This is a genomic window from Aeromicrobium yanjiei, assembly GCF_009649075.1.
GTDB lineage: Bacteria > Actinomycetota > Actinomycetes > Propionibacteriales > Nocardioidaceae > Aeromicrobium > Aeromicrobium yanjiei.
The window spans coordinates 2,366,569-2,387,452 of the sequence record NZ_CP045737.1 but is presented as its reverse complement, the minus strand read 5'-3'; the positions used below and the strand labels follow the sequence as shown (position 1 = coordinate 2,387,452).

General features: G+C 70.8%; 20 protein-coding genes. 17 read left to right on the top strand and 3 right to left on the bottom strand.

What is annotated here, in order from left to right:
* The first annotated feature begins 22 nt into the window (after positions 1-22).
* The 5 genes from rplS (at position 23) to GEV26_RS11720 (ending at position 2,757) form a co-directional block, all read left to right on the top strand.
* Positions 23-373 (top strand): 50S ribosomal protein L19, encoded by a 351-nt coding sequence (gene rplS / locus GEV26_RS11740; protein WP_153653248.1) that lies wholly within the window; start codon positions 23-25, stop codon positions 371-373.
* 1 nt (position 374) lies between these two features.
* A complete protein-coding gene (gene lepB, locus GEV26_RS11735) occupies positions 375-1,070 on the top strand; it encodes a signal peptidase I (RefSeq protein ID WP_243838725.1) in 696 nt (231 codons plus the stop codon).
* Between the two features lie 64 nt (positions 1,071-1,134).
* A complete protein-coding gene (gene lepB, locus GEV26_RS11730; protein WP_243838723.1) occupies positions 1,135-1,794 on the top strand; it encodes a signal peptidase I in 660 nt (219 codons plus the stop codon).
* Positions 1,795-1,801: 7 nt separating this feature from the next.
* Positions 1,802-2,449 (top strand): ribonuclease HII, encoded by a 648-nt coding sequence (locus tag GEV26_RS11725; protein WP_153653247.1) that lies wholly within the window; start codon positions 1,802-1,804, stop codon positions 2,447-2,449.
* Entirely contained in the window at positions 2,446-2,757 is a 312-nt protein-coding gene (locus tag GEV26_RS11720; RefSeq protein ID WP_153653246.1) for a DUF2469 domain-containing protein, read from the top strand. The genes GEV26_RS11725 and GEV26_RS11720 overlap by 4 nt, the downstream gene beginning before the upstream one ends.
* A 3-nt stretch (positions 2,758-2,760) precedes the next feature.
* Here GEV26_RS11720 and cobS read toward each other — a convergent pair whose 3' ends face one another.
* Positions 2,761-3,501, bottom strand: a complete 741-nt coding sequence (gene cobS / locus GEV26_RS11715; RefSeq protein WP_208430958.1) for an adenosylcobinamide-GDP ribazoletransferase — start codon at positions 3,499-3,501, stop codon at positions 2,761-2,763.
* A gap of 109 nt (positions 3,502-3,610) precedes the next feature.
* On the opposite strand from cobS, the gene GEV26_RS11710 reads away from it, so the two are divergent.
* From GEV26_RS11710 to GEV26_RS11695, 4 genes are read left to right on the top strand one after another with little or no spacing between them, the layout of a single operon-like run.
* On the top strand, positions 3,611-3,973 hold the full coding sequence (locus tag GEV26_RS11710) for a YraN family protein (protein ID WP_153653245.1): 363 nt from the start codon (positions 3,611-3,613) through the stop codon (positions 3,971-3,973).
* Positions 3,973-5,553, top strand: coding sequence for a YifB family Mg chelatase-like AAA ATPase (locus GEV26_RS11705; protein ID WP_208430957.1), 1,581 nt, complete (start codon positions 3,973-3,975; stop codon positions 5,551-5,553). Before GEV26_RS11710 ends, GEV26_RS11705 begins: the two co-directional genes overlap by 1 nt.
* A complete protein-coding gene (dprA, locus tag GEV26_RS17985) occupies positions 5,550-6,686 on the top strand; it encodes a DNA-processing protein DprA (RefSeq protein ID WP_208430956.1) in 1,137 nt (378 codons plus the stop codon). Before GEV26_RS11705 ends, dprA begins: the two co-directional genes overlap by 4 nt.
* A gap of 27 nt (positions 6,687-6,713) precedes the next feature.
* The gene (locus GEV26_RS11695) at positions 6,714-7,649 is read left to right on the top strand and encodes a tyrosine recombinase XerC (RefSeq protein ID WP_153653243.1); all 936 of its coding nucleotides are present in this window, start codon (positions 6,714-6,716) and stop codon (positions 7,647-7,649) included.
* Here the strand turns inward: GEV26_RS11695 and GEV26_RS11690 are convergent.
* On the bottom strand, positions 7,624-8,655 hold the full coding sequence (locus tag GEV26_RS11690; RefSeq protein WP_153653242.1) for an adenosine deaminase: 1,032 nt from the start codon (positions 8,653-8,655) through the stop codon (positions 7,624-7,626). The genes GEV26_RS11695 and GEV26_RS11690 overlap by 26 nt on opposite strands.
* A 35-nt stretch (positions 8,656-8,690) precedes the next feature.
* Positions 8,691-9,575, bottom strand: coding sequence for a peptidoglycan DD-metalloendopeptidase family protein (locus GEV26_RS11685; RefSeq protein ID WP_153653241.1), 885 nt, complete (start codon positions 9,573-9,575; stop codon positions 8,691-8,693).
* A 311-nt stretch (positions 9,576-9,886) separates the two neighbouring features.
* Between GEV26_RS11685 and rpsB the strand changes: the two genes are divergently transcribed.
* From rpsB to GEV26_RS11645, 8 genes are all read left to right on the top strand, one after another.
* On the top strand, positions 9,887-10,861 hold the full coding sequence (rpsB, locus tag GEV26_RS11680; protein WP_153653240.1) for a 30S ribosomal protein S2: 975 nt from the start codon (positions 9,887-9,889) through the stop codon (positions 10,859-10,861).
* 51 nt (positions 10,862-10,912) lie between these two features.
* Positions 10,913-11,728, top strand: coding sequence for a translation elongation factor Ts (gene tsf, locus GEV26_RS11675; RefSeq protein WP_153653239.1), 816 nt, complete (start codon positions 10,913-10,915; stop codon positions 11,726-11,728).
* A gap of 46 nt (positions 11,729-11,774) precedes the next feature.
* Complete coding sequence (gene pyrH, locus GEV26_RS11670; protein ID WP_243838719.1) at positions 11,775-12,524, top strand: UMP kinase; 750 nt, start codon at positions 11,775-11,777, stop codon at positions 12,522-12,524.
* A 62-nt stretch (positions 12,525-12,586) separates the two neighbouring features.
* Positions 12,587-13,108, top strand: coding sequence for a ribosome recycling factor (frr, locus tag GEV26_RS11665; RefSeq protein WP_153911136.1), 522 nt, complete (start codon positions 12,587-12,589; stop codon positions 13,106-13,108).
* Positions 13,098-13,955, top strand: a complete 858-nt coding sequence (locus GEV26_RS11660) for a phosphatidate cytidylyltransferase (protein WP_153653237.1) — start codon at positions 13,098-13,100, stop codon at positions 13,953-13,955. The genes frr and GEV26_RS11660 overlap by 11 nt, the downstream gene beginning before the upstream one ends.
* Before the next feature lie 258 nt (positions 13,956-14,213).
* A complete protein-coding gene (locus tag GEV26_RS11655) occupies positions 14,214-17,507 on the top strand; it encodes a transglutaminase family protein (RefSeq protein WP_153653236.1) in 3,294 nt (1,097 codons plus the stop codon).
* Entirely contained in the window at positions 17,504-19,960 is a 2,457-nt protein-coding gene (locus GEV26_RS11650; RefSeq protein ID WP_153653235.1) for a circularly permuted type 2 ATP-grasp protein, read from the top strand. Before GEV26_RS11655 ends, GEV26_RS11650 begins: the two co-directional genes overlap by 4 nt.
* Positions 19,957-20,847: a transglutaminase family protein gene (locus GEV26_RS11645; protein ID WP_153653234.1), complete on the top strand. Its 891-nt coding sequence runs from the start codon at positions 19,957-19,959 to the stop codon at positions 20,845-20,847. The genes GEV26_RS11650 and GEV26_RS11645 overlap by 4 nt, the downstream gene beginning before the upstream one ends.
* The last annotated feature ends 37 nt before the right edge of the window (positions 20,848-20,884 follow it).

Genomic DNA, 20,884 nt, shown 5'->3' with positions numbered 1-20,884 from the left:
GGCACCAGCGAGGAGCAGAACCATGACGAACATCATCGACCAGGTCGCCAGCGAGTCGCTGCGTACCGACCTGCCCAGCTTCCGTGCGGGCGACACGCTCGAGGTCCACGTGAAGGTCATCGAGGGCAGCCGTTCGCGCATCCAGGTCTTCAAGGGTGTCTGCATCAAGGTCCAGGGCTCGGGCGTCGGCCGTACGTTCACGGTCCGCAAGGTCAGCTTCGGCGTCGGCGTGGAGCGTACGTTCCCGCTGCACACCCCCGTGATCGACCACATCGACGTGGCCGTCCGCGGTGACGTCCGTCGCGCCAAGCTGTACTACCTGCGCAACCTGCGCGGCAAGGCCGCCAAGATCAAGGAGAAGCGCGACGTCTGAGTTGCGCCCGCTGCCGACGACCGACGACCCGCCGAGAGGCGGACGTCGGCGTCGGCAGCTCCCGATCTGGCAGGAGTCGATCCTGCTGGTCGTGGTGGCAGTGCTCCTGGCGATCGTCGTCAAGACGTTCTTCGTCCAGGCTTTCTACATCCCTTCGGGCTCGATGGAGCCGACCATGATGGTCGACGACAAGATCCTCGTCCAGAAGGTCTCCTACTGGGGCGGTGACGTCCAGCGCGGTGACATCGTCGTGTTCGACGATCCCGGGGGCTGGCTCGGCCCGGGTGATGCCCGTGCTGCGAGCAACCCGTTCCAGCGTGCGCTGGAGAAGGTCGGCCTGCTGCCGAGCGGCGGCCACCTCATCAAGCGGGTCATCGGTGTCGGCGGCGACCACGTCGCGTGCTGCACCGACAGCCGGCTGACCGTCAACGGCAAGAAGATCGACGAGCCGTACGTCCTGGACCCGTCGGTCACCAAGGACACCCGCTTCGACGTCATCGTGCCGAAGGGCAGCCTGTGGGTCATGGGCGACAACCGCGGCAACTCGCTCGCGTCCCCCCAGCACGCCGGTGACCCCGGTCGCGGGTTCATCCGCGAGTCGAGCGTCGTGGGCAAGGCGTGGGTGCGGGTGTGGCCGTTCGGACGCATCGGGTCGGTCGACGGCACGCGCGCATTCGCCCGGGTGGGCGAGCCCTGACCGGGCGTCGTCGACACGCGAGTGCAGGACCGGACTCGTTGCGCGGTCCGGCTAGGCTCACCGCGTGAGTGACAAGAAGCGGCAGCTCCCCGTCTGGAAGGAGTCGATCCTTCTGGTCGCGACCGCCATGGTGATGGCCATCGTGGTGAAGACGTTCTTCCTCCAGGCGTTCTACATCCCGTCGGAGTCGATGGAGCCGACGATGCTGGTCGACGACAAGATCCTGGTCCAGAAGGTCTCCTACTGGGGTGGTGACATCAAGCGCGGCGACATCGTGGTCTTCGACGACCCGGGAGGCTGGTTGGCCCCGGAGGACTCCCGCAAGGCGAGCAACGTCGTGCAGAGCAGCATGGAGAAGATCGGCCTGTTCCCGACCGGCGGGCATCTCATCAAGCGCGTGATCGGCGTCGGCGGCGACACGATCCGGTGCTGCAGCGAGGGCAAGCTCACCGTGAACGGCAAGGAGCTCGACGAGCCGTATCTGCTCGACGAGAGCGCGACCAAGGACCAGACGTTCGAGGTCAAGGTCCGCAAGGGCTACTTGTGGGTCATGGGCGACAACCGCGGCAACTCCTCGGACTCGCGTGCGCACCAGGGCGATCCGGGTGGCGGACAGGTCTCGGAGAAGTCGGTCGTGGGCAAGGCCTGGGTCCGTGTGTGGCCGTTCGGCCGCGCCGGGTTCATCCACAAGCCCGACACGTTCGAAGCCGTCAACGGGAAGTGACCCGCCGATGACCCGCCTGGCCAAGGGCTCGACGATCCGGCGCGACGCCGGGCTGTACGGCTACGAGCGCGCGCTCGCCCGCCAGGGCCTCGAGCCCGTCGCGGGTGTCGACGAGGCAGGCCGCGGCGCCTGCGCAGGCCCGCTGGTGGCCGCTGCGGTCGTCCTGGACCGACAGATCCCCGGGCTGGCCGACTCCAAGCTGCTGACCGAGAAGCGTCGTGAGGAGTGCTTCGACCTCATCATGGCGCGGGCGGCCGACGTGTCGGTCGTGATCGTCCCGGCGGCCGACTGCGACAAGATGGGGCTGCACCAGGCCAACATCGCGGCCCTCCGGCGCGCGCTGTGGCGCCTCGAGGTCCGTCCCGGCTACGTCCTCACCGACGGCTTCCCGGTCGACGGCCTCGGCGTCCCGGGGCTGGCGATCTGGAAGGGCGACCGCGTGTCGGCCTCGATCGCAGCCGCGTCCGTCGTCGCGAAGGTGACGCGCGATCGCCTGATGGTGCGCATGCACGAGGACTTCCCGGCGTACGATTTCGCCACGCACAAGGGCTACAGCACTCCCGTGCACCAGGCGGCCCTGCGGGACCACGGTCCGTGCGACCAGCACCGCAAGACCTACGTGAACGTCAAGGCAGCGATGGAGCGATCGGCATGAGCTCAGAAGATCTGGAGCGGTACGAGTCGGAGATGGAGCTCGCGCTCTATCGGGAGTATCGCGACGTCGTCTCGATCTTCAAGTACGTCGTGGAGACCGACCGGCGCTTCTACCTGTGCAACGCGGTCGACGTGAAGGTGCGCTCGGAGACCGGCGACGCGTACTTCGAGGTGTCGATGAACGATGCGTGGGTGTGGGACATCTACCGGCCCGCCCGCTTCGCCAAGAACGTCAAGGTGCTGACGTTCAAGGACGTCAACGTCGAGGAGCTGCAGGGCTCGGACTTCAAGGTGCCCGAAGCCGAGTGAGACTCAGCTCAACGTCGGCGCGATGAGGGCGATGAGCAGCAGGGTCTCGGAGATCTCGGTGCTGGCGCCGAGGCCGTCGCCGGACACGCCGCCCAGGCGCCGGTGCCAGTAGAGGGCCACGAGCCCGGCGAGCGGGATGGCCACTAGCAGCGGCGGTGCGGTCAGGACACTCGCGGCGGACAGTGCGACCAGCCACACCGCGACCGTCGGCCAGGTGATGTGGCCGCCGAAGCGCTCGCCGAGGCCGGCCTGCAGCGACGTCGTCAGACGGGGGAGCGCCAGACTGATCCACCGCGCCCACGCCGGGACGAGGACGATGACCCAGGTCAGATCCTGCTGCGCGGCCTCTGACAGCAGGACGAACTTGGCGATGAGCTGGAGCACGACCGTCACGACGCCGAAGGCGCCCATGTGGGGGTCCTTCAGCGCGGCGGCATAGCGAGCCGGGTCGCGGTGGGAGGCCCCGAGTGCGTCGGCGACGTCGCCGAGACCGTCGACGTGTAGCGCGCCGGTGACCCACACCCACACGACGAGCCCGGCGAGTCCCGCGAGCTGCGGTCGGTCCGACAGCAGCTCGACCGGCACGGCGACCGCGAGACCGACGATGAGGCCCACGGCGGGGAACCAGGGGGCGGACCGTCCGATGTCGTCGGCGTGGAAGTCCTTGACCTGGGGTGTCGGGATCCGGGTCAGGAACTGCACCGCGAGGATCAGGCCACGAAAGGGTCTCGTCAGTGCGGTCACCGGGCGATTCTAGGGCCGGATGTCCACAGCGCGCCCAGCGCCCGTGGGCTGTCCACAGGCCGCGCGGGACCGCTGGATCCCCGCCCTCGGGGCCGCGAGGCTCGAGGGCATGACCTACGAACGCAACAAGGGTGTCGGCGACTACGGCGAGCGGATCGCGGCCGACCACCTGAGATCCATCGGCATGGTCGTGCTGGCGACCCAGTGGACCTGCAAGTTCGGCGAGATCGACATCGTCGCCCGCGACGGCTCGACCCTGGTGATCTGCGAGGTGAAGACGCGCACGTCGTACGGGCACGGTGGTCCGTTCGAGGCGATCACCGGGCAGAAGGCCGCACGGCTGCGACGGCTCGCGATGCACTGGCTCGAGGTGCACGACATCTCCCCGCCGAGCATCCGCATCGACGTCATCTCGGTGGTGGTCCCGCCCCGTGGCGGTCCGGTCGTCGAGCGCATCACCGGGGTCGCGTGATGGCGGCGGCGACCCACTCGGTCACGCTCGACGGGCTCTCGGGCCGACCCATCGAGGTGGAGGTCGACATCGGCGGCGGGCTGCCGACGACGGTCCTGGTGGGCCTGGCCGACACGATGGTCAACGAGGCGCGGGACCGGTGCCGGTCGGCGGTCTCCAACTCCGGCACGACCTGGCCCGACCAGCGGGTCACGATCAACCTCGCACCGTCGACGTTGCCCAAGACCGGCTCGCACTACGACCTGGCCATCGCGCTGGCGGTGTTCGCGGCGAAGTCGTTGGTGCCGGCCGATCGCCTGAGCGGCTCGGTGTTCCTCGGTGAGCTTGCCCTCGACGGACGGCTGCGCGCGATCCGCGGCGTCCTGCCGGCGACCCTCGCCGCTGCGGAGGCCGGCTATGAGCGGGTGTTCGTCCCGGAGGTCAACGTGCCCGAGGCCGAGCTGGTCCCGGGCATCGATGTCGTGGGTGTCCGATCGTTGCGGCAGGCCGTCGCGCTGCTGACGGGGGAGCAGCAGCCGGACGACCCGCCCGTGCCGCCGCTCGACGACACCCCGTCGATCTCCTGGACGTCGGCCGATCGCCTGGCCCACCTCGACCTGGCCGACATCTCCGGCCAGGAGGACTCGCGCATGGCGCTGCTGGTCGCCGCCGCGGGTGGCCACCACCTCTTGATGACCGGTCCGCCGGGGATCGGCAAGACGATGCTCGCCCAACGGCTCCCGGGGCTGCTGCCGGACCTGACCCGCGAGCAGTCGCTCGCGGTCAGCGCGGTGCACTCGGTCGCGGGAGTCCTGCCCAGCGACGCGCCGCTGCTGACCCGGCCGCCGTTCCTCGACCCGCATCACACGGCCAGCGCGGTCTCGATCGTCGGCGGAGGCAGTCGCGTGATCCGCCCCGGGGCGCTGAGCCTCGCGCACCACGGCGTCCTGTTCCTCGACGAGGCACCCGAGTTCGCGTCCAACGTGCTGGAGGCCCTGCGTCAACCGCTCGAGAGCGGTCGCGTCGTGGTCTCCAGGGCCGCCATGACAGCGGCCTATCCGGCTCGCTTCCAGCTCGTCCTGGCTGCGAATCCCTGTCCGTGCGGTCTCAGCTCTGCGGTGGCCGATCAGTGTCGGTGCACGCCGCTGATGCGCCGGCGCTACGCGGACCGGCTGTCGGGGCCCATTCGCGACCGCATCGACATCCACCGGTCCCTGCCCTCGCTGTCCCGGCCCGACGTGGTGTCGGCCCTGGGTGGGGCCCGCTCCACACGAGATCTCGCAGCCGTCGTGCTGGAGGCGCGCGATCGGCAGGGGAGTCGGCTGCGGGAGACGCCGTGGCGCCTCAACAGCGAGGTGCCGGGTGTGGAGCTGCGCAAGAGCTGGCCGGTCAGCGACCAGGGCCGGGTGCTGATGGACCAGCAGCTGCGCACCAACAAGCTCAACGCCCGCTCCGCCGACCGCATCCTGCGACTCGCCTGGAGCGTGGCCGACCTCAACGGCCACGACGTCCCGCGGGGCGACGACGTCGAGTCGGCGCTGTCGCTGCGCCGGGGCACTGCCCTCGGGGGTTCGCTCCGCGACCTGGTGCAGGCCTCATGACCCGGCAGGAGCGTCTGGCGCTGAGCCTGGTCGTGGAGCCGGGCGACGTACGCCTGCGCGATCTGCTGCGGGTCCACGACCCGGGCCGGGTGCTGAGCGCGGTGCGCGGAGAGGTCCAGCTGCCCGACGAGCACCTCCCCGAGGCCTGGACCGAGCGGGCCCGCGACCTGGCCGACCGAGTCGACCGCGCGATGGCCCGCGCGGAGTCGACGGGCCTGCGATGGGTCTGTCCGGGCGACGGCGACTGGCCGACGTCCCTCGCGGACCTCGACCACGTGCTGTCGCTCCAGGGCACCGCAGGTGCGCCGCTCGGTCTGTGGGTCCGCGGGAAGGGGAGCCTGCGAGCGCTCTGCGACCAGGCGGTCGCGATCGTCGGCGCGCGTGACTGCACGACGTACGGGGCCGAGGTCGCCTCCGACCTGGGCGCGGACCTGACCGACGCGGGGTGGACCGTGACGAGCGGGGCGGCCTACGGCATCGACGGCTGCGCCCATCGCGGCGCGCTGGCCCTTGGACGACCCACGGTGGCGGTGCTCGCGTGCGGCGCGGACGTCGACTACCCGCGTTCCCACTCCGCGCTCCTCGCGCGCATCGCCGAGGACGGCCTCGTGATCAGCGAGCAGGCGCCGGGGGAGACGCCGTTGAAGGGCCGGTTCCTGTCCCGCAACCGGATCATCGCCGGCCTCAGCCGTGGCACGGTCGTGGTGGAGGCCGCCGTGCGCAGCGGCTCGCTCAACACGCTCAACTGGGCCGATCAGCTGGGTCGCACCACGATGGGCGTCCCCGGCCCCGTGACGTCGCAGTCCTCCGGCGGGGTGCACGTGGCCCTCCGCGAGGGCAAGGCCGTGCTCGTGACGTCCGGCCAGGACGTCCTGGAGGAGCTCGGCGGTCTCGGCGCGGAGGTGTCGCAGGTCGAGGGGCCGACCACGGCCTTCGACGCGTTGTCCCCGGCGATGCGATCGGCCCTCGAGGGGCTCGACTGGCGGGACGCGCGGACCCCCGGGCAGATCGCGACCGCGGTGCGCCTCACGGGGCACGAGGTGCACGCGGCGCTCGACCGGCTGGAGGGGCTCGGCCTGGCCTCCCGGACGAGCGACGGCTGGGTCCTGGTCCGGCGCGCCGACACCGGCTGAGCGCGGCCGCGCTGGAGACTGGAGCCGATGACCTCCGAGACACCGGACGAGCTGACCGAGGCATGGTCGGGCGTCCTCGCCGCGTACGAGCAGCACCTCCGGGCCGAGCGTGACCTCTCGGTCCACTCGGTGCGCGCCTACCTCACCGACCTGCAGAGCCTGGCCTCCCACGCAGGTCGTCTCGGCGTCGACGACCCCGCCCAGCTGACGATCCGCACCCTGCGCAGCTGGCTCGCCCACCTGCAGACGATGGGCAAGGCGCGCACGACGCTCGCACGTCGGGCGACGTCCGCCCGGGTCTTCACGACCTGGCTGGCCCGCACAGGACGGGCGGACTCCGACGCAGGGGCTCTGCTGGTCAACCCCAAGTCGCACCGCGAGCTGCCCGTCGCCCTGAGCGAGACAGAGGTGCGGGGTCTGCTCGACGCCACGACCGACGCCCTGGTCGACGACGGGGCCCGGGGCCTGCGCGACCTCGCGATCCTCGAGCTCCTCTACGCCACCGGGATCCGGGTGGGGGAGCTCGTCGGTCTCGACGTGGACGACCTCGACCGCGAGCGCCGCGTCGTCCGCGTCCTGGGCAAGGGCCGCAAGGAGCGCTCAGTCCCGTATGGCCTGCCGGCGTCCGACGCGGTCGAGCTCTGGCTGGAGCGAGGTCGCCCGGAGCTCGCGACCGAGTCCAGCGGCGCCGCGGTGTTCCTCGGTGCTCGTGGGGGCCGCATCGACCAGCGTGCGGTGCGTCGGATCGTGCACGAGCGCCTCGCCGCGGTCGACGGGGCGCCCGACCTGGGGCCGCACGGTCTGCGCCACACCGCCGCCACCCACCTGCTCGAGGGCGGCGCCGATCTGCGCAGCGTGCAGGAGATCCTCGGCCACGCCTCGCTCGGCACGACCCAGATCTACACGCACGTCAGCAACGAGCGCCTCCGCAGCGCGTTCAGGCTCGCCCACCCGAGGGCATGACCTCACGGACGTCGCGCTCCCACTGGTCGACCTCGACCAAGAGCTCCTTGCGCCGGTCCTCGTCGATGAACGAGGCGAGGAACGAGTTGCGGGCCAGCAGCGCGCAGCCGTCCCGGTCGATGCCGAGATCGCGCGACAGCGCCACGAAGTTGTCGCCGACGTAGCCGCCGAAGTAGGCGGGGTCGTCGGAGTTGACCGTGGCGACCAGCCCGGCGGAGAGCAGGGCCGGCAGGGCGTGCGAGGCCACGTCGGGGACCACGCGCAGCCGGACGTTGGACAGCGGGCAGACGGTGAGCGGCATGCGCTCGACCGCCATGCGGCGGACCAGCGCCTCGTCCTCCAGCACCCGGACCCCGTGGTCGATGCGCTCGACCCCGAGCAGGTCGAGCGCCTCCCAGACGTACGACGGGGGTCCCTCCTCGCCAGCGTGTGCCACGACCCGCAGGCCGAGGCCGCGAGCCTCCCGGAAGACGTCGGTGAACAGCGACGGCGGGTAGCCGACCTCGGCGGAGTCCAGGCCGACGCCGAGCAGCGCGTCCGCGTGCGGCGCGAGCGCCTCGAGGGTCTGGTGCGCCTCGACGACCGGGCGGTCGCGCAGGAAGCACGCGATGAGGCCCGTGGACATGCCGTGGGTGGCCCGTGCGCGCTCGACGCCCAGGGTCAGCCCTGCCATCACGACGTCGAGCGGGATCCCCCGGGACGTGTGCGCCTGCGGGTCGAAGAACATCTCGACGTGCCGCACCCCCTGGGCGGCAGCGCGATCGGCGTACTCCGTGACCAGGTCGGCGAAGTCCTCCTCGGTGCGCAGCACGTCCATGCACGAGTAGTAGAGACCGAGGAACGAGACGAGGTCGTCGAACTGGTAGGCCGCCCTCAGCGACTCCACGTCGGGGAACGGGACGGCGAGCTTGTTGCGGCGGGCGAGCGCGAACACCAGCTCCGGCTCGAGAGTTCCCTCGATGTGCAGGTGGAGCTCGGCCTTGGGGAGGGTGAAGAGGGGATCCATGAGGAACATCCTGCCGGTATGGTCCTGAGCTCCCGTCACAGCCGTGGCATCGGATCCACGGGCCTGCCGCCCTCCACGACCATGAGGTGCAGGTGACAGCCGGTCGACAACCCCGTGGTGCCGGAGCGGGCGATGGTCTGGCCCGGATGGACGCGTTGTCCGGCCGAGACCGAGACGACGCTGAGGTGGTTGTAGGTCGTCTCGAGGCCGGGGGAGTGGCGGACGACGACCCGCGTGCCGTACGCGCCGGCGTACCCGGTCTCGACGACCGTGCCGGCGCCCGATGCGTGCACCGGGGTGCCGCACGGCACGCCGAAGTCGGTGCCGTCGTGCAGCTTGCGCACCCCGGTGAGGGGGTGGACCCGCATGCCGAAGGGTGAGGTGATCGGTCCACCGACAGGACGCCGCAGGTCACCGTCGACCCCGGCGGGCGGCTGCGGGGCAGGACCGTCCGGGCTGATGAGCCGGAACCGTCCGGTGCCCAGCAGGTCCAGCGGGTCGAGGTGGTCGCGGCCCACCCGGCGGCCGAGGTGCAGGCACGGCCCGGGGCAGTGGCTGCGGGTGCCGAGCAGCGTGCCGACGACCTCTCCGGCCCGCACCGCGTCTCCCTTGCGGACCCGCGCCCGTACGGGCTGGTAGGTCGAGCGCTCGCCGCCGTGGTCGATCGAGATGACCGGCACGCCGCCCACCTGGCCGGCGAAGACGACCCGACCCGGGGCGACCGCCCGGACGCTGTCACCCACCGATCCGTGGAGATCGATGCCGCGGTGACCTGCGCCGTAACGATCGGCCGGCGGATCGAACTTCTCGCCCACCGCGTGGTCGTCCAGCGGCCACGACCAGCTCTCGGGGGAGCCGGGACCCGCCGCCATCGGCAGGAGCAGCAGGACGAGCGGAACGAGTGCGAGAGGGCGGCCCATGGGGCCAGCCAAGACCCGCGGAGCCGCCCGCACATCCCCTCGGCCACGGGGTGGGGACAACCACGTCGGATCGCCCGCCTGTGGATTTCGTGCCGGGGGGTCCGGTGCCCTAGACTGGGCACACTCACTTCGTCGAAGTGAAATTCGCGCGCCTGTCCTCCGTATGACGCGAGAGCTGAATACGGATGTGGTCCTGGTCCGTCCGGTCTTCTGGACGGTTGGCCCACGTCATGTGGCAGGCGCCAGGTCACCGCCGCCCGGCGGTGAGTCAAACCAGGACCGGCACACGTGTGCCACAAGGAGATACGACCATGGCCGTCGTCACCATGCGCCAGCTGCTCGAGAGCGGCGTTCACTTCGGGCACCAGACCCGTCGTTGGAACCCCAAGATGAAGCGTTTCATCTTCACCGAGCGCAACGGCATCTACATCATCGACCTCCAGCAGTCGCTGGCCTACATCGACGCCGGGTACGAGTTCGTCAAGAACACCGTCGCCCGCGGCGGAACGATCCTGTTCGTCGGCACCAAGCGCCAGGCGCAGGAGCCGATCGAGGAGCAGGCCAAGCGCGTCGGCATGCCCTACGTCAACCAGCGTTGGCTCGGCGGCATGCTCACCAACTTCCAGACGATGCACCAGCGCCTGCAGCGCATGAAGGAGCTCGAGGAGATCGACTTCGACGACGTCGCGGGCTCGAACCGCACGAAGAAGGAGCTCCTCGGCATGAGCCGCGAGTACGCGAAGCTCTCGCGCACCCTCGGCGGCATCCGTGACATGGGCCGCACGCCGTCCGCCGTGTGGATCGTCGACACGAAGAAGGAGCACCTCGCGGTCGACGAGGCCAAGAAGCTGAACATCCCGATCATCGCGATCCTGGACACCAACTGCGATCCCGACGACGTCGACTTCCCGATCCCCGGCAACGACGACGCGATCCGTTCCGTCGGCCTGCTGACCCGGGTCATCGCCGACGCCGTCGCCGAGGGCCTCATCGCCCGCGGTGGTGCCAAGACGGGCCAGGAAGAGCCCGGCGCCGAGCTCGGTGCCGAGGAGCCCTTGGCCGACTGGGAGCGCGAGCTGCTGGAGAAGAAGGACGCCGACGCCGCTGCGAAGGCTGCCGAGGCTCCTGCCGCTGCGACCGAGGCCGCGGCTGAGACGCCGGCTCCGACCGACGCTCCCGCGGACGAGACCCCCGGCGCTGCCGAGGCCGCTGCTCCGGGCGCCGACAAGGTCGACGTCGCCGTCGATCCGGCCGTCGCCGAGAAGGACGCCACGCCTTCCGCGTGACGTCGGCGTTCGTCCCCCTGATCTGCACAGACATTCGCAAAGGAATCACACATGGCTATCACTGCCACTGAGGTCAAGAGGCTCCGCGACGCCACCGGCGCGGGCATGATGGACGCCAAGAAGGCGCTCACCGAGGCCGACGGCGACTTCGAGAAGGCGATCGAGGTGCTCCGCATCTCGGGCGCCGCCAAGGCCGCCAAGCGCGGCGCCGAGCGGGAGGCCACCTCCGGCCTCGTCGCCAACTACGGCAGCGCGATCGTCGAGCTGAACTCCGAGACCGACTTCGTCGCCAAGAACGAGCAGTTCATCCAGCTCGCCGAGGACCTCGCGGTCCTCGCCGACCAGGTGAAGCCGGCCGACGCGGCGGAGTTCGCGAGCGCCAAGCTCGAGAACGGCAAGACCGTCTCCGAGGCCGTCGCCGACCTCGCAGTCGTCATCGGCGAGAAGATCGAGCTCGGCCGTGTGGCCAGCTTCGACGGCAACGTCGCGACGTACATGCACCGTCGTGCGAGCGACCTGCCGCCGGCCGTCGGCGTCCTCGTCGAGTTCGAGGGCGACAGCCACGACGTCGCCCGCGGCGTCGCGATGCAGATCGCCGCCATGCGACCGCGCTACCTCACGCGCGAGGACGTCCCCGCGGAGATCGTCGCCAAGGAGCGCGAGATCGCCGAGGCGACCGCGCGCGAGGAGGGCAAGCCCGAGCAGGCGATCGCCAAGATCACCGAGGGTCGCCTCAACGGCTTCTTCAAGGAGCAGGTCCTGCTTGAGCAGGCGTCGGTGCAGGACAACAAGAAGACCGTGAAGGCACTCCTCGATGAGGCCGGCGTGACGCTCAAGCGTTTCGCCCACATCGAGATCGGCGCCTGAGCACCAGCAACACCCCCTTCAAACCGCTGATCGAGAGGCCGGATTCGTGACCACTGCTGAGCACGTCGACGGTCCGGCCTCCGGTCACGGGTTGAAGCGCGTCCTGCTGAAGCTCTCGGGAGAGGTCTTCGGCGGCGGCCAGATCGGCATCGACCCCGATGTCGTCAACGGCATCGCCAAGCAGATCGCCGAGGCGGTGTCCGAGGGCGTCGAGGTCGCGATCGTGGTCGGCGGCGGCAACTTCTTCCGTGGCGCCGAGCTGAGCCAGCGCGGCATGGAGCGCTCGCGCGCCGACTACATCGGCATGCTGGGCACCGTGATGAACAGCCTCGCCCTGCAGGACTTCATCGAGAAGCAGGGCATCGAGACGCGGGTGCAGTCCGCGATCACGATGGGTCAGGTCGCTGAGCCGTACATCCCGCGGCGCGCGATGCGGCACCTCGAGAAGGGCCGCGTCGTGATCTTCGGCGCCGGCGCAGGCATGCCCTACTTCTCGACCGACACGGTCTCGGCGCAGCGCGCGCTGGAGATCAAGGCCGACGCGGTGCTGATGTCCAAGAGCGGTGTCGACGGGGTCTACTCCGCCGACCCGCGCACGGACCCCACCGCGGTCAAGTACGACAGCGTGACGTTCGAGGAGGCCCTGCGCATGGGGCTCAAGGTCGTCGACGCCGCGGCGTTCGCCTTGTGCATGGAGAACCGGCTGCCGATGATCGTGTTCGGCATGGAGGGCGAGGGCAACATTGCGCGAGTCCTGCGCGGTGAGAAGATCGGAACACTCGTGCACGCTGTCTAGGCGAGCACGCATCCAAGGAGAGCATCGTGATTGACCAGACCCTGCGTGACGCCGACAGCAAGATGGGCAAGGCTGTCGAGCACGCCCGCGACGAGTTCGCCGCGATCCGCACCGGTCGTGCGCATCCTGCGATGTTCGCGCAGATCACCGCCGAGTACTACGGCCAGCAGACCCCCCTCAACCAGCTCGCGGGCTTCCAGGTCCCCGAGCCGCGGACCGTCATCATCCAGCCCTACGACGCCGGCGCGAAGCCCGCGATCGAGAAGGCCATTCGTGAGTCCGACCTCGGCGTGAACCCCAGCGACGACGGCAAGGTCCTGCGGATCACGCTGCCCGAGCTGACCGAGGAGCGGCGCAAGGAGTACGTCAAGCTCGCCAAGTCCAAGGCCGAGGACGGACGCATCGCGGTCCGCGGTGCGCGTCGCAACGCCAAGCAGGCGCTCGACAAGGCCGAGAAGGACTCCGAGATCAGCAAGGACGACAACACCGGCGCCGAGAAGCGCCTCGATGCGCTGACCAAGAAGCATGTCGAGGCGATCGACGAGCTGCTGAAGAACAAAGAAGCAGAGCTCCTTGAGGTCTGAGTCTCCCGAGGAGACTCCTGCGGAGTCCCTCAAGACCAGCCGGGCCGGGCGCAACCTTCCTGCCTCGATAGCGGTGGGCGTCGGCCTGCTGGCGATGGTCGTGCTGTCGCTGGCCCTGGTCAAGGAGGCGTTCATCGCCGTCGTGGCGGTGGCCCTGCTGATCGGCCTGTACGAGCTCACCCGCGCGTTCTCGACCGCCGGGATCAGGCTGCCGGTCGTCCCGGTGGCCGTCGGTGGCGTCGCGATGCTCGTGGGCAGCTACTGGGGCGGCATGGAGACCGCCGCGATCGCGATGGCCCTGACCGTGATCGGCACGATGGTCTGGCGCCTGACCGAGGGCGCGGACGGCTTCGTCCGCGACGTCGGTGCGGGCATCTTCAGCCTGTCCTACCTCTTCCTGATGGGCACGTTCGTGCTGCTCATGCTGAAGGAGGACGACGGTCCGTGGCGCATCGTGGCCTTCATCATCGCGACGATCGCGTCCGACATCGGCGGCTACATCGCCGGCGTCCTGTTCGGCAAGCACCCGATGGCGCCCACGATCAGCCCGAAGAAGTCGTGGGAGGGCTTCGCCGGGTCGCTGCTGTTCGGCATCGGCACGGGCATCGCGACGGTCGTCTACGCGCTCGACGGCGACTGGTGGGTCGGGATCATCCTCGGCGTCGCCGGCGTGGTCTTCGCGACGCTGGGCGACCTGTCGGAGTCGCTGATCAAGCGCGATCTCGGCATCAAGGACATGGGCGACCTGCTCCCGGGCCACGGCGGCCTGATGGACCGGCTGGACTCCCTGATCGCGGTGGCCCCCATCGCCTGGCTGATCCTCTACAAGCTCGTCGACGTCACCTGACCCCATCCGCCGACGAGTCGCGCACAACCGCTGACGAGTCGCGCACGGACGCTGACGAGTCACGCACGGACGCTGACGAGTCACCTACGTGGGAGACGCGCCCCCGTACGTGACTCGTCGCCTTCCGTGCGTGACTCGCGACCGTCCGTACGCGACTCGTCAGCGGTTGCAGGTGACTCGTCGGCGTCCGTGCGTGACTCGTGGGCGGGGGTGGAGCCCGGTGGAGTGCGCGCCGAGCCGCCCGGGCACCCTTGAGGCATGTCGATCAAGGTCGCCCTGGAGCACCGCACCACGTACGAGTTCGAGCGACCGGTCGAGCTGGGTCCCCATGTCGTCCGACTGCGGCCCGCACCGCACAGCCGGACGCCGATCGAGGCGTACTCGCTGACGGTCAGCCCCGCGAATCACTTCGTCAACTGGCAGCAGGACCCGTTCGGCAACTGGCTCGCGCGCCTGGTCTTCCCCGAGAAGGTCTCGACCCTCGACATCACTGTCGGTCTGGTCGCCGACATGATGGTCGTGAACCCGTTCGACTTCTTCATCGAGGAGTACGCCGAGACGTACCCCTTCTCGTACGAGCCGTCGCTCGCGGCGGATCTCGCTCCGTACCTGCGACCGGTGGGCGAGGCGGACGCCGACGCCCCCGGCCCGCTCGTGACCGAGTTCAAGCAGACGCTCCCCGACCTGCCCGAGGACGGGATGGCCATGGTGCCGTTCCTCGTGCAGCTCAACGCGGCGGTCTATCGCGCAGTCGGCTACTCGGTGCGCATGGAGGCGGGCGTCCAGAGCCCCGACGAGACCCTGCGCCGCGGCATCGGCTCGTGCCGTGACAGCTCGTGGCTGCTGGTCTCGCTGCTGCGGCAGTACGGCCTCGCGGCCCGCTTCGTGTCGGGCTACCTGGTCCAGCTCGCCTCCGACACCGAGGCCCTCGACGGCCCGAGCGGCCCGACCGAGGACTTCACCGATCTGCACGCGTGGGCCGAGGTCTTCGTCCCGGGCGCCGGCTGGATCGGCCTGGACCCCACGTCGTCGCTGTTCGCCGGCGAGGGGCACATCCCCCTGTCGGCCACGCCGCACCCGTCGTCGGCAGCGCCGATCTCCGGCATGCTGATGGAGCGGGCGGGCGTGGACTTCTCGTTCCACAACACGGTCAGCCGCATCCACGAGGACCCCCGCGTCACGAAGCCCTATACGGACGCCGAGTGGCAACGCATCGACGACCTGGGCGAGGCGATCGACGTACGCCTCGAGGCCGGCGACGTGCGTCTGACCCAGGGCGGTGAGCCGACGTTCGTGGGCCTCGACGACGTGACCTCACCGCAGTGGAACACGCAGGCCGACGGACCCGCCAAGCGCGTCAAGGCCAGCGAGCTGGCCGAGCGGCTGCGCGAGGTGTACGCAGGTGGCGGCGTGGTGCATCGCGGTGAGGGCAAGTGGTATCCCGGCGAGGAGCTGCCGCGCTGGCAGATCGCCCTGCAGTGGCGCGGCGACGGCGAGAGCCTGTGGTCCGATCCCGCTCTGCTCGCCGACCCGTGGGACGAGTCCTCGGCCGAGGACGACGCCCCGGTACGCGCCGCGGCCCTCGCCGGCGAGGTCACCCGCCTGCTGGGCCTGCCGCCCGAGCAGCTCCGCGGAGCGTACGAGGACCCGCTCACCGATCTCGTCAACGACCTGCGCCGGCCCGACGGCGATCGCCCCGGCCTCGATCCCCTCGCCCCGACGCCCGATCTCGCGGCGGAGCTCGACGCACAGGTGACCGAGCCGACCGGCTGGGTGCTCCCGCTGGTCACGGGGGAGGAGTGGACGAGTCCTGACTGGTCCCTTCGCCGCGGACGCATCGTGCTGCTGCCGGGCACCTCCGCGATCGGCCTGCGCCTGCCCTTGTCGTCGATCACGTGGGAGGACCCGCGTGCGTCCGGCGACGCGTCGTACGTCGAGGCCGGCCCTCGCCTCGACCCGCGCATCCCGTCCGTCCCCGTCGTCGACCCGGTCAAGGAGCCGACGACGGCACTGACCGTCGAGGCGCGCGCGGGCTTCGTGCACGTCTTCCTCCCGCCGACCGAGCGCCTCGAGGACTACGCGGACCTGCTGCACGTGATCGACACGGCCGCGACGAGGCTCGGCCAGCGAGTCGTCATCGAGGGCTACGGCCCGCCGCCAGATCCCCGCCTGACCCAGCTCGTGGTGGCCAGCGACCCCGGCGTGATCGAGGTCAACGTGCACCCGACGGCGTCGTGGTCCGAGCTGCGCGACCTCACCACGACCCTGTACGACATCGCGCGACGGGCCCGGCTCACGACCGAGAAGTTCGACCTCGACGGCGTCCACACGGGCACCGGTGGGGGCAACCACATCACCCTCGGCGGCCACGAGGCGGCGGCATCGCCGATGCTGCGGCGTCCTGACCTGCTGGTCAGCCTCATCACGTACTGGCAACGGCACCCGTCGCTGTCGTATCTGTTCTCGGGCCGGTTCATCGGGCCCACGAGCCAGGCGCCGCGGTTCGACGAGGGCCGCCCCGAGTCGTTGTACGAGGCGGAGATCGCGTTCCAGGAGATCGACCGGCTGACCGCCGAGACCGAGGAGACCCGGCCGTGGCTGGTGGACCGCGCGCTGCGGCACCTGTTGACGGACCTCACGGGCAACACGCACCGCGCCGAGTTCTGCGTCGACAAGATGTACAGCCCGGACTCCTCCCGGGGCCGGCTCGGCCTGCTCGAGCTGCGCGGCTTCGAGATGCCGCCGCACCCGCAGATGGCACTCGTCCAAAGCCTGTTGGTGCGTTCCTTGATCGCTCGCTTCTGGGAGAAGCCATACCGAGCACCTCTGGTGCGCTGGGGCACCGCCCTGCACGAGGACTTCCTGCTGCCGCAGGGCGCGATCCGCGACATCGCCTCGGTCGTGGCCGACCTGCGCGAGCACGGCATCGACTTCGAGGCGTCCTGGCTGGACCCGTTCACCGAGTTCCGGTTCCCTCGCATCGGTGTGGCCCGCGCGGGCGACGTGGAGCTCGAGCTGCGCTCGGCGATCGAGCCGTGGCACGTCCTGGGCGAGGAGGCGACGTCCGGCGGCATGGCGCGGTACGTCGACTCGTCGGTCGAGCGCCTCCAGGTCACGGTGCGCGGCGTCCAGCCCCACCAGCACCTGGTGACCTGTCAGGGTGTCCCCGTGCCCCTGACCCCGACCGGCGTCGCCGGCGAGTACTTCGCCGGGGTTCGCTATCGCGCCTGGCAGCCGCCGTCCGCGCTGCACCCGTCGATCGGCGTGCACGCGCCGCTGAGGTTCGACGTGGTCGACGCCGGCTCGGGGGTCTCGCTCGGCGGTGCGACCTACCACGTCGTCCACCCGGGGGGCCGGGCCCACGAGCACCCGCCGATCAACGCGCGCGAGGCGGAGGCCCGCCGGTCCAGCCGGTTCGAGCCGTTCGGGCACTCCGCGGGACGGCTCGACGTCGCGGCGCTGCGGGAGGCCGGCCGCCGGGCGGCCAGCGACGAGTACCCGCACACGCTCGACCTGCGCCGCGTCACGCCGTCCCGTGGTGCCGCGCAGTGACGGCACTTCGCGACTACGCCACGACGGTCACCCAGCCGACGCTGACCGGGGGGCAGGCGAGGTACGACGAGGTGGTCGCCCCCGACGGCACGCTGCGCCCGAGCTGGCGACTGCTGGCCGAGAGCGCGGTCCAGCTCACCGAGGCCGACCTGCGCCGCGTCGGCGGCGACATCGAGCGCTTCCTGACCAACGACGGGGTCACCTACACGTACCCCGAGCAGGAGCCCGGGCCGTGGCGGCTCGACCCCGTCCCGCTCATCGTCGACGCCGCGGAGTGGGCGCCGCTCGAGGTGGGTCTCGCGCAGCGCACCGAGCTGCTCAACGCGATCCTGGTCGACCTCTACGGCCCGCAGCGGCTGCTGTCGAGCGGGGTGCTCCCGCCCGCGCTGGTCTTCGCCCACCAGGGCTTCCTGCGCGTCTGCGCGCGGTCCTCCGCCCGCGACCCGCACCCGCTGCTCCTCGCTGCGGCCGACCTCGGGCGTACCGCGGCGGGGGAGTGGCAGGTCATCGCCGACCGCGCCCAGGCCCCGTCCGGCATCGGCTACGCGATGGAGAACCGGCGCGTCATCTCTCGGGTCCTGCCCGAGCTCTACCGCCAGGCCGGCCTGCACCGCATGGCGCCGTTCTTCCAGGCGCTGCGGTCGACCCTGATCGACTCGGCTCCCGGGCACGCGCCCAACCCCCGGGTGGTCGTGCTGTCGCCGGGCACGCACTCCGAGACCGCGTACGACCAGGCGTTCGTCGCGTCGAGCCTGGGCTTCCCGCTCGTCGAGGGCAGCGACCTGGTGATGCGCGAGGGCGCGGTCTGGATGCGCGTCTTCGGCCGGCTCGAGCGGGTCGACGTGATCCTGCGGCGGGTCGATGCCGACTGGAGCGACTCGCTGGAGCTGCGCAAGGGCTCCCAGCTGGGGGTCGCCGGCCTGACCGAGGCGGTCCGCCGCGGCTCGGTGCGCGTCGTCAACGGGCTCGGCGCGGGCGTCCTGGAGAACCCGGGCCTGCTGCCGTTCATGTCCGCGATGTGCGAGCTGCTGCTGGACGAGCCGTTGCGCCTGGCGTCGGTGGCGACCCACTGGGCCGGCGACGAGCGCTCCCGGGCGTACGTGCTGGACAACCTCGACGGCCTGGTCGTGAAGGCGATCGACCACTCGGTCGATCCCACCGGGCTGTCCCGGGACCGTCTGCGCGAAGCGATCCTTGCGGAGCCGCACCGCTACGTCGGCCAGGAGATGCCCCCGCTGTCGCAGTCGCCGACCCTGGCTGCTCGCGGTGTCGAGCCGCACGCCGTCACGCTCAGGACGTTCACGCTGCGCTACGGCTCGACCTATCGACCCCTCGTGGGCGGCCTGGCCAACGTGTACGAGGCGGGTGACGCCGTCTCGAGCAAGGACGTCTGGGTCCTGAAGGACCGTCCCGAGACGCCGGACCAAGGCCTGATGGACGTCATGGCGCTGACCAACGTCCGCGCGCCCGCCGCGATGATGCCGCGCGTCCTGGAGGACATGTTCTGGTTCGGGCGCTACGCCGAGCGGGCCGAGGACATGCTGCGCCTGGTCCTGACGACGCACTCGCGCGCCGAGGACTTCCGCACCCGGCCGCACACCGCGGGCGGCGCGAGCCTGGCCGTGATGATGTCCGCGATCCAACGGCTGAGCGGCTCCCCGTTCGGTCCGGGCCAGCTGGACGACAACTTCCGCTCGCTGCTGCTGGACGCACACCGGCCCGGGTCCGTCGCCCAGTCGGTCAGTGCCCTGCGGGACGCGGCCCAGAGCGTCCGTGACCAGCTCTCGCCCGACACCTGGCACGCATTCGGCTGGACCGACCGCGCCGCCGCGAACCTCACGACGTACCACTACAGCCACCAGGTCGCCGAGAGCGCGGGGCAGATGCTGACCGGCATCCTGTCGCTGCAGGGCGTCACGGCCAACATGGTGCGTGACCCCGGCTGGCACATGATCGGCACCGGCCGGGCCGTCGAGCGGGCGCTCCAGCTGTGCCACCTGCTGGGTGCCACGGCGACGACCCGGCGCGGCATCGACGTCGACCGCGAGGTCCACCAGGCCGTGCTGTCGGCGTCGGAGAGCGCGGTCACGCACCGCCGCCGCTACCGGGGCTACGTGCGACTCGCGGGCGTCCTCGAGCTGCTCCTGCTGGACGCGGACAACCCCCGCTCGCTGGCGTTCGGGATCGCCGAGATGCGCACGCACCTGGCCGGGATGCCCGAGTCGACCGGTTCGACCCGGCCCGAGCGGCTGCTGGACGATCTCGCCGACGAGCTCGCCCGCGCCGAGATCGCCGCGCTGACCGCGATCGAGGGGGAGCACCGGCCCAATCTCGAGCGGTTCCTCGCGGGCTGCATCGGCCAGCTGACCCGGTTCGCGGACGCCGTGGGTGAGCTCCACTTCGCCGCCGGCCCCGTCCCGCGCTCATTCGGCTTCGCGACGGTGACCGAGTGACCCGCCGTTACCGGATCTCGCACCGGACCACGTACTCGTACGACGACGACGTCACCGACAGCCTCGGCATCGCGTACCTCGTGCCGCGGCAGCTGCCGTGGCAGCAGGTGCTGGCTCACGATCTCGTGCTGACGCCCGCGACGCCCGACCGCACCGACGACCTGGACTACTACGGCAACACCACGACGTACTTCCAGGTGGTCGAGCCGCACCGGGTCCTCGACATCCTGGCGACGAGCGAGGTCGAGGTGACGGGGGAGGAGCACTCCGAGGAGGCGCTGGCGACCCCGTGGGAGCTCGCGCGTCCGGCCGCGCGGCCCGATGTCGGCGACGCCTGGCGGGCGCAGGACCTCGCGCTGGCCTCGCCGCTCGCCGAGCAGACCGCGGAGGCACACGCGTACGTCGCGGAGTCGCTGACGCCCGGTCGGCCCGTGGGGGAGGCGGTGGTCGAGGTCATGCGCCGCGTCCATCGCGACTTCCGCTACGACAAGACCGCGACGACCGTGACCACGACGGTCCCCGACATCTTCGCGAAGCGGGCCGGCGTGTGCCAGGACTTCGCCCACCTCATGCTGGCGGGGCTGCGGTCCCACGGCCTCGCGGCGCGGTACGTCAGCGGCTACCTGGCGACGACACCGCCGCCGGGCAAGGAGCGGATCGTGGGCGCCGACGCGACGCACGCCTGGCTCGCGGTGTGGCTGCCCGGGGATGGCTGGCTCGCGGTCGACCCGACCAACGACCAGCTCGTCAACGACCGCTACGTGACGGTCGCGTGGGGTCGCGACTACGGCGACGTCCCTCCTGTGAAGGGGGTGATCTTCACCGAGGCCAAGACGTCGACGCTGCGGGTCGAGGTCGACGTGGCACCCGTGGGGGATGCCGGGTAGCGCCAGCGGTCGCGCTTTGGTGACGGCCTGAAACACT